The organism is Sporocytophaga sp., assembly GCF_017745095.1.
Lineage (GTDB): Bacteria > Bacteroidota > Bacteroidia > Cytophagales > Cytophagaceae > Sporocytophaga.
Genome location: NZ_JAGHZZ010000002.1, coordinates 395,682 through 409,126 on the forward strand (window position 1 = coordinate 395,682; position 13,445 = coordinate 409,126).

At 35.3% G+C, this 13,445-nt stretch carries 9 protein-coding genes; 3 read left to right on the forward strand and 6 right to left on the reverse strand.

Annotated elements, in window-relative coordinates; translation table 11 throughout:
- Positions 1 to 2: 2 nt before the first annotated feature.
- Together J7604_RS04480 and J7604_RS04485 are read right to left on the reverse strand one after the other, a co-directional pair.
- Positions 3 to 4,427, reverse strand: coding sequence for a translocation/assembly module TamB domain-containing protein (locus J7604_RS04480; RefSeq protein WP_293891676.1), 4,425 nt, complete (start codon positions 4,425 to 4,427; stop codon positions 3 to 5).
- Positions 4,428 to 4,772: 345 nt separating this feature from the next.
- A complete protein-coding gene (locus J7604_RS04485) occupies positions 4,773 to 5,354 on the reverse strand; it encodes a DUF4136 domain-containing protein (RefSeq protein ID WP_293891679.1) in 582 nt (193 codons plus the stop codon).
- Positions 5,355 to 5,589: 235 nt separating this feature from the next.
- On the opposite strand from J7604_RS04485, the gene J7604_RS04490 reads away from it, so the two are divergent.
- The gene (locus J7604_RS04490) at positions 5,590 to 6,801 is read left to right on the forward strand and encodes a pyridoxal phosphate-dependent aminotransferase (RefSeq protein ID WP_293891682.1); all 1,212 of its coding nucleotides are present in this window, start codon (positions 5,590 to 5,592) and stop codon (positions 6,799 to 6,801) included.
- Positions 6,780 to 7,805, forward strand: a complete 1,026-nt coding sequence (locus J7604_RS04495; RefSeq protein WP_293891685.1) for a bifunctional heptose 7-phosphate kinase/heptose 1-phosphate adenyltransferase — start codon at positions 6,780 to 6,782, stop codon at positions 7,803 to 7,805. The genes J7604_RS04490 and J7604_RS04495 overlap by 22 nt, the downstream gene beginning before the upstream one ends.
- Positions 7,806 to 7,859: 54 nt before the next feature.
- On the opposite strand, the gene hemE is transcribed toward J7604_RS04495, so the two are convergent.
- Together hemE and J7604_RS04505 are read right to left on the reverse strand one after the other, a co-directional pair.
- Positions 7,860 to 8,900: a uroporphyrinogen decarboxylase gene (gene hemE, locus J7604_RS04500; RefSeq protein ID WP_293891688.1), complete on the reverse strand. Its 1,041-nt coding sequence runs from the start codon at positions 8,898 to 8,900 to the stop codon at positions 7,860 to 7,862.
- 54 nt (positions 8,901 to 8,954) lie between these two features.
- A complete protein-coding gene (locus J7604_RS04505) occupies positions 8,955 to 9,281 on the reverse strand; it encodes a T9SS type A sorting domain-containing protein (protein ID WP_293891691.1) in 327 nt (108 codons plus the stop codon).
- A 325-nt stretch (positions 9,282 to 9,606) separates the two neighbouring features.
- Here J7604_RS04505 and J7604_RS04510 point away from each other — a divergent pair, with 325 nt between their 5' ends.
- A complete protein-coding gene (locus tag J7604_RS04510; protein ID WP_293891694.1) occupies positions 9,607 to 11,067 on the forward strand; it encodes a sugar MFS transporter in 1,461 nt (486 codons plus the stop codon).
- 76 nt (positions 11,068 to 11,143) lie between these two features.
- On the opposite strand, the gene J7604_RS04515 is transcribed toward J7604_RS04510, so the two are convergent.
- Both J7604_RS04515 and J7604_RS04520 read right to left on the reverse strand, forming a co-directional pair.
- The gene (locus tag J7604_RS04515; RefSeq protein WP_293891697.1) at positions 11,144 to 12,322 is read right to left on the reverse strand and encodes an aminotransferase class I/II-fold pyridoxal phosphate-dependent enzyme; all 1,179 of its coding nucleotides are present in this window, start codon (positions 12,320 to 12,322) and stop codon (positions 11,144 to 11,146) included.
- Positions 12,294 to 13,142 (reverse strand): prephenate dehydratase, encoded by an 849-nt coding sequence (locus J7604_RS04520; protein WP_293891700.1) that lies wholly within the window; start codon positions 13,140 to 13,142, stop codon positions 12,294 to 12,296. The genes J7604_RS04515 and J7604_RS04520 overlap by 29 nt, the downstream gene beginning before the upstream one ends.
- Positions 13,143 to 13,445 lie beyond the last annotated feature (303 nt).

The window sequence follows — 13,445 nt, forward strand, 5'->3', positions numbered from 1 at the left end:
AATCACTTAAATAACTCCCTAAATTCATTAAAAGACTTTCTATGCTGAATACTAACACCTGAACGTGTAGTAATATCATCATAATAGTAATAGTAATAACTCTGATATGTGGTACTGAAAAACTTCAGATTAACGCTTCCTGAACTATTCAATCTATAAACGACTGTATAGTCTCCTAGGAACTGTCCAGAATTTGGCACATTACCTACATTTACATTTCCTCCCGCTGTAATCGTTATCCTTTCACTAATCTGTCTACTGGCTTTAAACTGTAAGCTTTGAGCAAGTCCTGGATTATCAGGTGAAAGTGCTTCTATATTAACATCAATATCAAATCCTGCTATTGATTCAGGCGCAATTTTATTCAACTCAGAATTAAGAATCTGACTCACGCTTTGATTTGCCTGTTCCATTGCTATACCGCCTCCGGAATTTACATATCCTGTACCTTCCGGAAAAAATCTGTTCAGAACAATCAATCCAAATACCTGCCTCTGTAACTGTTGCTGATCGTTGTTAATTTCGTTAATCCTTTGTGAAATTATATTACCTAGAAAAGGATCATTACTTTCTGGCATTTCAATTTGAAAGCTCAGCTCAGGTTCAGCAAGCTCACCGGTAACATTAAGTTTTACAGTTACAGGATGGTTCCTTTTCGAAGATCTTACGAATTCATCACTTAATGCAGTTGTATAATTACTTATCAAGTCATACCGGGACGCCTTGGTTGTATAACTTGCCTTTACATTCAAAAGCCCCTCCATAATATCTCCATTCCAGGACAGCCTACTGCCTTTCTCTATAATAAAATCTTTCTTTACAAGGCTTGCAAAAGTAAAAGTGTAATTGCCTTCGCGTATTTGATATGTGCCATAAAGTTCAGGAACATTCTCCTGATCCACCTTTACTTCAAGCCTACCGGATCCTCTGGCTGAAATCTTATCTCCATTAGCTGGATCTACAATGATATTTATCTGAGCATCTTTTGTAATCGCAAGATTGCCTGTAAACTTAAATCTGGATAGATTTATAGGCACTCCATGAAATTCATCTTCAATTGTATCTGACATATCTTCTTCTCCCACAAAAATGATATAACTCGGTGTTTTAAATTCAGTATTAGAAGTTTGAAGAGGGATGTTTATTGTAGACTTAGGCCGTGTGGTGAGTTTAAGATTAATTGCAAGGTCATTTGTCGGTCCTTTGAGTTCCATATTAATATCAGCAAAGAGAACTCCATAAAAGCCCGCCTGATTCACCTTTTCAGTGTTCATCACTTGAAAATTTGTAGCTTCAAGAGAAAGATTGACGTCAAAGTTTTTAAAATAATCATGAAGAATATATCCATCAACACGCGCTTTATTTCCTTCAAAATCTCTGAAATCAAGATTATCAAAAATAATTTTGTTATTATTAAATGTTATGTGTTGGTTAGCTATCACATATTTGCTTTCAGTAAAATGAAGCCCTAAAACATTTCTTTCTTCAAATGCTAATTTTCCTTTCACATCGGGACGAAGAAGTTTTCCTTTTAAAGCCATTTTTCCGGACATATAACCATGCATAGCGAATAAATAATTCTTTAAAAACGGTTCAAAAAAATGTAAGCTCAATTTTGGTATGTCGACGTTTATATTTCCCGTGGCTTCGCTCATCTGCGTTACCTTATCTACAAATCCATGTACATAAGCATTGTTTTCTATACCTGACAAGCTAAGATTTATTGAATGTCTTTCCTTGCCAATTGGAGCAGCTAGCAGTGCTAATCTTCCTGCTGCTGTATTTCCAACTATCAAACTATCGATAATAAGATCCACATCAATGGCTGGTGATGTAAAAAGGTCTTTTACATGAAGACCTCCATTCAAAGACCCTTTTATAGAATACTTATTTAATGGCGTAAAGTATAGCACAGGTTCAAGCTTCAGGTTCCATAATTGGGCATCAAGCTCACCTTCTCCAAGCAAATCCTGTGAATGGATCTTTATCTTTTGCGTTCCCTGAGTTAGCAGAATATTTTGAATAGCAAGGCTTTTGTGATAATATATTACTCTAGCATTACCTTCAGATCTCCATTCTTCTCCTTTTAATTTGAGATCAAGGTCTTGAACACTCAAGTTCATAGTATCTCCAGGAAAAGTGAGTGCTCCGGTCATACTCAGCGCAGAGTTAGATTGATTCTCATAAAGATTTAAAACGAATGAAGTAATATTTTCCCGAAATTCTCCTCTGATTGAAGGACTGCTTAAGTATAAACCATTTGAAAGTTTCAACCTGTCCCCTACCAGATCAAATCTTAGACCATCAAATCCTCCCTCTGCATTGATTGCTAAATTTTCTACAGAGTATTTACTATAATTAAATCGTTCTACAAATCCACTTAAGACTCCAGTTTTGTTATAAAATTCAAAGCTCCCATCAACTTCAATATTACTAATGGAAACATCTTTCCGGAACATTGAAATCAATGAAGTAACCTGGCCTGCAGATATATTTAATTCAATATTTTCAGAAATATAATTTCTACTATTCTTCTCCTCCTTTAAATAGTCTTTACTTAAAAGCTCCGGTAACTCAGATAAAACAAATTTTCCCTCAGCTACAGCATCAATGCTATCTGAATGTAATGAAAGCCTCCTGTAACTATTATCACCTTTACATTTTGCAATAACTGTATCAGAGTAATATATTGATTGTGAATTTTGCACATAAAAATTCACAATGTTAACTTCTGCATCAAGGTTATCAAGTTTTGATGCTATAATGACTGCATTAAGATCTCCTCCAACAAAAGTCTTTTGCAAATTTTCATCAAATAAGGAAAGATCAAGTTCACCCAATGTTCCTTTAACTTTGTATTTATTTTGGTTGAGGTCAAGATCAGTCCATAGATCTGCATGAGCATAATTTCCAGCTGACTTCAATTGAAACCTTCCTCTATTTTCGATTAAAGATCCGACCACTGATAGATTAGTCAATGTCTTTTTATTGTATTCAAGTTTCTTAATATCAGATTCCAGATAGGATAAATTGTTACTTTCAAAATTAAAAATCGCACGAGCTGATAATCTTCCAAATGCATCCAATCCCTTTATTAATTTGGACACATGAACATCACGACCTGACAAGCTACCGGATGCACCCTTAAATTTCAAATGGCTATCAGAATTAATATTTACATTTCCATTGACCTCTCCAGCTTTAGTTACTGCAAGCCCGTTAAACTTAAGGTTTTTAAAGGATCCCTTTAAACTACCCTTTACATGGGATTGCCCCAATTCATTAAGATTGACATTTTGGAATTTGGGTGCTCTTATAAAAGAAAGAAACCATGGAACATCAAGGTTTAGTCTATGAATATCCGCATTTACTGCAGACTGTTTAAGGTCTGGCAAGCCATATAGAGAAAGATTTCCTTGGAAATAATTAGAAGAATCAAAGCCTATAAACGCATTGCTAAAAGTGAAACCAGACAAGTAGCCGTTAATATTACCATCAATAAAGATTTCCTTTTTTCTTTTATCGATAATAGTATATATATCCGGATAGAAGTAATGAATGTCTGTAAGTGATATTTTGTCTTCATTAAAGTTAGTTGCAGTAAAAATACCTGAGGTCGAATCCGACAGATGATCTACTGAAGGGAATTTAAGTAGTAAACTTCCATTAAACTCAGACTTTTCGGTCATGAATTTTCGAACATAAATATTCATTAGATCTCCTGGCATTTCAAGCTTGCCACTTAGGTCTTTAACAAAAAAACCATCTGAGTTTTTTAAATTCAGATCATTCAGTGAAAGAAATAATGAGTCACCTGTCATTATAAAGCTATTCAGCAAGCCATCAACCGATGTATTAAAATGATTAACATCAAAGCTTTTTTCTGCTAAAGGAAAGTTATGATTATTATAAATGAATTTTGAATTGCTGACTTTAAGATCTGATATCTGAATATATATTGATTCAGAATTTGCTGATGGAGTATCATTTTGTGCTTGTCTCTCCTTGCTTATCAGGTCAAGTTTAAAAAATAACCCATCGATCTTTGAACCAGTTACAATTAACTTTTTTGAAGACACGGGCAAATCTTCAAACTCTAGTTTTGCTGATTTTAAAAAATAGGAAAACACTACCCCAGAATAAAAATCATCATAAATCATTTGTGTAGTATGTAATTCCGCTTGATTCAAGTTAAAGCCGAAAGTTTGAGCATTCGAAGAATTATTTTTAAATGCATCAATGAGGAATTGATAATTAAAAGTTTTGCTGTTAGGCTTTCTTTTGATATTCATTATAGCATTGTCCGCTGCAGCATAATTTATATCAACAGATCTGTTTAGAAGTTTTGGTAAACTGACCCTTCCTTTGAGTTCCTCAGCAAAGATTAGTGTATCTTTGTTTTGATCTTCTATGTAGACATTCTTCAAAACAATTTTCCCTGTAAGGTCCAGATAAACTTTTTCTACAGTCGCAACTGTTCCTGTCTTGCCTGAGAAGTAAAGTGATAATTTATTTGCTATAACACGTTGAACTGCGGGTAATCTTAAAGAAATGACAATAAGAAAAAATAATATAATTAAGGACCCAATAAAAAATAGGGAGCCTTTAATAAATTGTAAGGAAAACTTCTTTATGGATTTAATAATAGTAAAAGAATTGGTACATTATACTAATAAAAATAAAGACCTGATTGTTTAATAAAGTCAAAAATGAAAAAAGCAAATCCAGCAGCATAGTTCATACTACTGGATTTGCCTTAGTGATAAACATGCTTAAGAAGGAAATTCCTGAAAAATTTCATCTACATCTTTAGCAAGTTCTTTTTCGACTTTTTTAGGTTTGATTTCTCTCTCGTCAGACCACCCTCTCCAAACCAGTTTTTTGGTTTCTCTGTCTATGATATCTACAACCAGTGTACCTTCAGTGTAGGTATAGTCATAGTAGTCATAGGCAAAAGGATAAGAATAATAATATCCGGGGTAAAGTGCGTAATATCCAGGATAATAGAAGTTATAATAACTACTATATAGCGGATATCCCACGAGGTCAGTTTTTTTCTCAAAAACTGCTTTTAAAGATACTAGAAAATCTGGATTGACAGTATCTATTGTAAACCCTCTTGATTGTAATTCGCTATTAATATTATTCTTCACATTTCCCCTTATAATCTGGTTATTATACGCGCTAAATTGCTGGTCCTGATTGGAACCTGAAGTATCGTTTTCTTCTCTAATCCAGGCATAAGTTTTATAATTCTTAAAATCAGCACCACTTGCAAGATTGGAATGTACTCTTGGCGAACAAGAAGCCAAAAACAAACCTAATATCCCTACAATACTCATTAATAGTCTCATATCCCTCCACTTTCTTTCTCACTATCAATAGAACAATAGAAAATTCAAGAATGTTGATTTTGGCAAAAAATAGCAAAGGGAACACTAGTAAAAACCTAGATAACTATCTAAAAATCAATAAAAAATAAACAAATCATTGAATAAAAAAAATTTAATAAAATAAAGAAAAAACCCAAAATTGATTAGCAATATAGGTGGATAATCCATAATTTTGACCCCGCAAAAAACATCTAAAATGAGTACAATCACAGAAACTAATCTTTTGTCTGAAAGACTCAGAGCCTTGTCAGAATCTGAAACACTAGCCATGACCAAAAAAGCGCGTGAGCTGGCAGGACAAGGACATAAAGTAATAAGCCTCAGCGTGGGTGAGCCTGATTTTCAAACACCACAACATATAAAGGATGCAGCAAAGAAGGCCATTGATGATGGTTTTACTTTCTATACCCCGGTTCCAGGTACTGCAGAACTGAGACAAGCTATTGCAGATAAGCTGAAAAAAGAAAACGGGTTGGATTATACTGCTGAGAATATTGTAGTATCTACCGGAGCTAAGCAGTCTATCGCAAATGTTCTTTTAAGCATCATCGATCCGGGAGATGAGGTAATAATTTTCGCTCCATACTGGGTAAGTTATGTAGAAATGGTAAAACTTGCTGAAGGTAAATCTGTAATCGTTGAAGGAACAATTGAGAATGACTACAAAGTAAAACCTTCTGATCTTGAAGCTGCTATCACTCCAAGAACTAAAGCAATACTTTTCTCTAGTCCATGTAATCCATCTGGTGCAGTATTCTCTAAAGAAGAATTAACAGCTATTGCTAACATCGTTGCTAAAAATGAAAGAATATTTGTTATAGCAGACGAAATCTACGAATACATCAATTTTGAAGGAAGCCATTTTAGCATAGGAAGTGTATCTGCCATAAAAGACAGAGTAATCACTGTAAACGGATTCTCTAAAGGTTATGCAATGACCGGCTGGAGAGTTGGATACATCGGAGCTCCAAAATGGATAGCTGCTGCATGTGATAAAATCCAAGGACAGGTTACTTCAGGTACATGCTCAATTGCTCAAAAAGCAGCATATGCAGCTGTTACTGGAGATCTTTCTGCAGCAAAAGAAATGGCTGTTGCATATAAGAGAAGAAGAGACCTTGTGACAGGATTATTAAAAGAAATTCCAGGAGTTAAGGTGAACGTACCTCAGGGAGCATTCTACACATTCCCTGATATCAGCTCATATATTGGAAAAAGCTATAATGGAACTGTAATCAATAAAGCAAGTGACCTTGCAATGTATCTACTTAATGAAGGACATGTTTCTTCAGTAGGTGGTGATGCTTTCGGTGCACCAAACTGTATTCGTATTTCATTTGCAGCTTCTGATGAAAATCTGAAAGAAGCATTGAGAAGAATCAAAGAATGCCTGGCAAAACTAAAATAACCAATATTGATTCTATAGACGGGCTTTTCAAGGCATTTGAAAGTCTGAAAGTATTAATCTTCGGAGATGTTATGATTGACTCCTACCTTTGGGGTAAGGTCGAAAGAATATCTCCGGAGGCTCCCGTCCCTATTATTAATGTCCAGAAAAAGGACCAAAGACTTGGAGGAGCGGCCAATGTTGCATTAAACGTGCAATCATTGGGCGCTACACCAATTCTATGTAGTGTAATAGGTAACGATACCGAAGCCAAAGATTTCATCACACTTTTGGAGCAAAATAACCTTTCCACGGAAGGGATTATTAAAAGCGATTCCAGGATTACTACGATTAAACACAGGGTAATTTCCGGTTCCTATCACATGTTAAGAGTGGATCAAGAAATTGACACTCCCATTAACAAAGAAGAAACCATTCTTCTAATTGAAAAAGCAAAAAAATTAATTCAGGAAGCAGATGTCATCATTTTTGAAGATTACGACAAAGGAACACTGCATAAAGATCTGATTGCTGAAATTGTAAAACTGGCCAAAGAACACAACATTCCAACAGTTGTAGATCCTAAGAAACGAAACTTCCTGCATTATAAAGAAACAACTCTTTTTAAACCCAATAAAAAGGAAATGAAAGAGGGATTAAAACTTGATGGAGATCTTGATAATATCAGTGAGCTTAAAAGCTCTATTGATCTGTTAAGGACCGCATTGAATGCAGATACAATATTAGTTACCCTGTCAGAAAAAGGTGTGATAATTGCCAATTCAGAAGAAACACATCATATACCAGCACATCTTCGCGAAATTGCAGATGTTTCCGGAGCTGGAGACACGGTAGTAAGCGCTGCTGCATTGTGTTGTGCCTTAAATGTAAACCATAAAGGTTTGGCTGAATTATCTAACCTTGCAGGTGGAATCGTTTGCGAACATGTAGGAGTCGTTCCTATCGACAAAAAAATGTTAATTGCAGAAGCCAAAAGGTTGAATGTGCAGGTAAGCAATAGCTAATAAAAATCTTAACACCAAAAAAAATGGAGTTCTTAATTTAAGAACTCCATTTTTTTATCTCATCTTAGAACTGTATTCCTTGACAGTTTCAATAAAACACTTAACCTTTTCAGGATCTGTATCGGGATAAACTCCATGCCCCAAATTCGCTATATGTTTATAAGGCCCAAAAGCATTTAGCATTTTATGAGTTTCCTTTTTTATATCATCAAATGAGGCGTATAATACACAAGGGTCAAGATTTCCCTGAAGCGTTTTTGAATCTCCTATAATTGCCCTGGATTCTTTAATGTCCATATTCCAATCCAGACCAATTGTATTACACTTTAATGCCGCCATTTCCTTTCTTGCAAAGAAAGCACCTTTCGCAAATACTGTAATGGGCACTTCATTTATCGCATCGCAGATATCACTGATATACTTTAATGAAAATTCGTTATATACGTCTGGAGCGAGTATGCCCGCCCATGAGTCAAATATCTGGAGCATATCAGCTCCGGCAGCAACTTGTCTTTTCAGATAGGCAATTGTTGCAGAAGTAATTCTGCTCAATAATGCATGAGCCAGGGAAGGTTCTGCATAAAGCATCTTTTTGGTTTTGCTGAATGTCTTTGAGCCACCACCATCAACCATGTAAGCCATTATAGTAAAAGGTGCTCCCGCAAAACCAATCAAAGGCACTCTCCCATCTAGCTCCTTTTTGGTAATTTTTATCGCATCGTATACATACTGAAGCTCATCAGCTGCAGCCTCTTTTTCCTTCAATTGCTGAATGTCACTTTCAAATTGTATAGTTTTAGGAAACAGAGGGCCTTTTGCTTCAATCATCTCATAAGGAAGCCCCATCGCTTCGGGAATTACCAGAATATCTGAAAAAATGATTGCGGCATCTACCCCTAATATATCAACAGGCTGTATGGTAACTTCTGCTGCCAAAGCTGGATTTGTTACCAGTTCTTTAAATCCACTTAAACTTTCCCTTACTTTTCTGTATTCAGGAAGAATTCTACCTGCCTGCCTCATAAGCCATACAGGAGTTCTTTCTGTTTTTTCTCCTTTGGCTGTTCGCAGGATTAAATCATTTTTCAATTGCATGCCGCAAAGATATAAAAGAAAAATACAGATATCAGATTAAAAAACTAATAGCTTCTAATCCAATACCATTTTTTTCACAAAGGATTTTCCTTGAAATAGCAATTCGATAAAATAGACACCCCGTTCAAGCTTTTCAACACCAATATTGAAATTATTAAAGCCGGACTTAAAGTACTTTTTAGCATGAAAAACCGTTTTTCCTAAAACATTCAAAACTGAGAAGTTCATTTCACCCTCATTTTTTAAAGTAAGATCAAGGTTAACATTTCGGGTATTTTCCAGTTTTATCTTCTTCAAACAAAATGTTATCAAATCAGAATCATCAAGGGAAATACATTCCTGACCTGGTCTGGAAGTAATATATCTATATCTTTTATCCATTATTTAAGTAATTAGGCGTGTAATTTCATACAAAAGTTACCATAAAAAAGTTCGACAAAAACCTAATTATTCACATTTAACTAATTAAAAACTAAGATTAAATACAATTAAAAATGTTTCATAACTGTTTTTTTTCTTACCTTAGCTCTCGTAAAATTTTATCAATAATTAAATAAAACTGAAGTACTTATAAAGCTGATTTTTATAATTTATTTTGTATTTATTTGCATTTTTTCTCTTTGAGCTAAAGTGCAAAAATTGTAAGTTTGTAAAATTGGATTTGTAGAATCTAATCTTTTTCACCCAAAACGATCTAATAAATTTTATGGCCGGAATTAGTGCACCTGTGAGCAATGCTGTTAAAGACAATACCTCATCGTCCAATGTGCAGAAGGACAATAAAAACTATAAGGTACCACTTATAGTAATTACCTCGCTATTTTTCATGTGGGGGTTTATCACCTGCTTAAACGACATTTTGATTCCAAAATTCAAAAGTCATTTTGCTTTACAAGGTTGGGAAGCAATGCTTGTGCAGTCTGCCTTTTTCAGTGCCTATTTCTTAATATCATTTATTTATTTTATTGCCTCAGCAGGTGGATTCGATCTTATTTCTAAGATCGGTTACAAAAATGCTATAATCTTAGGTCTATCAATTTGCGGAGCCGGTTGTCTGCTTTTCATCCCTGCAGCGGACAATGAAAGTTTCTATCAGTTCCTTGGAGCTCTTTTCGTGTTAGCTTCAGGTATAACAATACTTCAAATGGGAGCTAACCCATACGTGGCACTTCTTGGCCCGGCGGAAGGAAGTTCTTCACGTCTAAACATGACACAAGCATTCAATGCCTTAGGAACAACTATCGCCCCTGTGATCGGTGGTATGCTTATATTTGGAGGTGGACTAGAAACAGTTAAAATGCCTTATGTTGGTCTTGCCTCTGCTCTTTTTGGTCTAGCTTTGATAATAGCTATTATCCCTCTACCTAAGGTAAGTGGAGAAGTTTCTTTGGAAAAAGGAATTGGCGCATGGAAATATTCTCACCTGATCTTGGGTGTGCTTTGTATATTCTTCTACGTTGGTGGTGAAGTTTCGATAGGCTCTGCAATAATCAATTTCCTTGAATTAGATAATATTGCTGGATTACCCGCTGAAAAAGCTGATAAATTCCTTTCATTCTATTGGGGCGGAGCTATGGTAGGTCGATTCTTCGGAGCTGTTTTCCTTGACGAAAAAACTGATATCAGTAAGCAAAAGGGAATTATCGTTTCTGTAATTATGCTTTCTTACGCCTTGGGAGTATTCCTGATGAACAAACACTTTATCATAGGCACACCTGAAGCTGGAGAAGTTCTTGATTTTACTACCCCAGTTATTTTCATGGGCGTTGCAGTTTTAAATTTAATTGCATTTTATATTGGCAAGAATAAGCCAGGATTCACATTAGGTCTTTTTGCTTCTATAGTTGTAGGGTTACTTTTAATAGGAATTGTTGGAAAAGGCAACATTGCAATGTGGTCAGTTCTTTCAATAGGGTTATTTAATTCTATCATGTTCCCTACTATCTTTACTCTTGCAATCAAAGACCTTGGAATTGATACATCTCAGGGAGCTTCACTACTTATCATGGCAATAGTTGGAGGAGCAATCATCCCTCCGATACAAGGATTACTTTATGGTGAAGCCAATAGTGGACTTCAGTTCTCATTTGTTATACCATTATTATGTTATCTGTATATTGCTTATTATGGCTTTGTTGGTTCAAAACCAAAAAGGGTTAGTCAATAGTAACAACTTACCAAAAATAAAAAGCGGCTCCTTTCTAATGAAGGGAGCCGCTTTTTATTTTAGACGATTTAAAATTCTAAGCCTTTGTCATCACTTTTTCCAGTCTTTCATAAGCTTCTTTCATTTTCTCAGCAGGTACGCAGAGAGATAGCCTCAGAAAGTTTTTTCCATTGGAACCAAATATTTCACCAGGAGTAAAGAATACATAAGAAGAGTACAGAATCTGATCCACAAAAGCTGCTATATCCGGAACAGCTACCGGATCCTTGGGCTTTGCCCAGATAAATAACCCTACCTGATCTTTGCTGTATTCGAAATTAAGTAAATCCAGAATTTTATAAACCCAATCTCTTCTTTCTCTATAAACGTCATTTCTTTTAGCATGCCAAGCATCATCATTATCCAAAGCTTTTATAGCAGCTTGCTGAATGCCAAGAAACATACCAGAATCAATATTGCTCTTAATTGCTAATGCGGCATCAAGATATTCCTTTTTTCCTAACATCATTCCAACTCTCCATCCCGCCATATTATGAGATTTACTGAAGGAATTCAACTCTACTGCAACTTCCTTAGCTCCTTCTATCTGCAAAATACTGAATGGTTCTTCTTTATTGAGAACAAGACTATAAGGATTATCATAACAGATGAGAATCTTTTTCTCTTTTGCAAATTCGATAAGCTTTTTCAGCATATCCTTATTCGCTACTGTCCCAGTTGGCATATGAGGATAGTTCACCCACATTATTTTAACTTTGGATAGGTCAGCCTTTTTTAATGTTTCAAAGTCAGGAAACCAGTTATTTTCTTCTTTCAAATCATAATAACGGATTGTACCTCCAGCAAGCATTGTCAGCGAGGAGTATCCGGGATATCCTGGATTCGGTACCAGTACCTCTTCGCCTGGATTCAAAAAAGCCATTGTAAGATGAAGAATCCCCTCTTTAGAGCCTAGCAAAGGCAATACTTCATCATTGGGGTTTAGCTCTATCTTATAGGTCTTTTTATACCATTCAGCAATTTTTTGTCTGAATTCTGGAATCCCTCTGTAGGGCTGGTATCCGTGGGTATTATCTTTTTCAGCAGTAGAAACAATTGCAAGTACAGTTTCTTTGGAAGGCGCTAGATCAGGACTGCCGATTCCAAAGCTGATTACATTTTTGCCCTCCTTGTTGAGTTTGGCAATTTCTTCTAATTTTCTTACGAAATAATATTCTTTTACAAGATTAAGCCTGTCTGCTTTTGGTATAATCATGAATAGTTTCTCCTTTTCTATACTCTCCCAGTATTCTGAGATTTTCTACGATATTTTTTATTTCAATTGACTTTTTGAAATCTTCATAATTGAAAAATTCACAGTCTACATAAAATGTGTATTCATTGGGTCTGCCGATAATGGGCAATGACTGAATTTTAGTCAGGTTAATATTATTCTCAACAATAACTCTAAGCACATCTGCCAAAGCTCCTACCCTATTCGGAAGATGAAAGCTAATAGTTGCTTTATTTTTATTTTCAGTTTTAAATCTTTTATCTCTGGAAAGAATAAGAAATCTTGTATAGTTTTTCTTTTCTGTTTCAATGCTTTCAGCCAGAATATCCAGATTATACAGCTCTGCGGCGTATCTTCCGGCTATAGCAGCAACATTCTTCTCCCCATTTAATCTGATATCACGAGCACTATCAGCTGTGTCATGGTACTCTTCCAGTTTTATATGAGGGTATTTCTGAAGAAAGTCCTGGCACTGAAGCAATGCCATATAATGAGATCTCGCCTTTTCAATTTTATCAATGGTAGTCCCAGGCAAGGCCATCAGATTTTGTTCAATCCTTAAATAAATCTCCCCAATTATTAAAAAATCAAATTTCTGCAACAGTGCATAGTTGGGCAGAATGCTTCCTGCAATCGAATTTTCAATTGCCATGACAGCATAATCTGCATCTTCGTTTTTTAAAGTCTCACATAAGATTGGGAAAGAGCCACATTCTATCATCTCCACCTCCTCTTTAAAATAATTTCGAGCCGCTATCTCATGAAATGATGCTCTGCCGCCTTGTATTGCAACTTTTACCATACTCTGTTTAAACCATATATAAAAAAAAAGTCCCTAACGGGACCATCAACAATAGCAATTCTGATCCCTCCGGTTAGGACTGATAGAAATAGTAAAATGCAAATAACATTAAACCCCGGACCATACTTTCAAATTTAATTTGTTCTTGTAAAGAAACCAAAATTTTCGTCTAAGATATAAGCTTATTTTTTTAAAACCTTTGAAATGAAATAGTCGATGAAAACGATTAGAATGAATGTAACCGGAACAAAAATCAACAAAAAAATATAAAATGACGCATAAGAAAAAAACGAATCTCCGGCA

Coding starts and splice junctions, on each gene's coding strand:
- J7604_RS04485 (WP_293891679.1), bottom strand. CDS start 5,354: ATGAGACTATTAATGAGTATTGTAGGGATATTAGGTTTGTTTTTGGCT.
- J7604_RS04490 (WP_293891682.1), top strand. CDS start 5,590: ATGAGTACAATCACAGAAACTAATCTTTTGTCTGAAAGACTCAGAGCC.
- J7604_RS04495 (WP_293891685.1), top strand. CDS start 6,780: ATGCCTGGCAAAACTAAAATAACCAATATTGATTCTATAGACGGGCTT.
- hemE (WP_293891688.1), bottom strand. CDS start 8,900: ATGCAATTGAAAAATGATTTAATCCTGCGAACAGCCAAAGGAGAAAAA.
- J7604_RS04505 (WP_293891691.1), bottom strand. CDS start 9,281: ATGGATAAAAGATATAGATATATTACTTCCAGACCAGGTCAGGAATGT.
- J7604_RS04510 (WP_293891694.1), top strand. CDS start 9,607: ATGGCCGGAATTAGTGCACCTGTGAGCAATGCTGTTAAAGACAATACC.
- J7604_RS04515 (WP_293891697.1), bottom strand. CDS start 12,322: ATGATTATACCAAAAGCAGACAGGCTTAATCTTGTAAAAGAATATTAT.
- J7604_RS04520 (WP_293891700.1), bottom strand. CDS start 13,142: ATGGTAAAAGTTGCAATACAAGGCGGCAGAGCATCATTTCATGAGATA.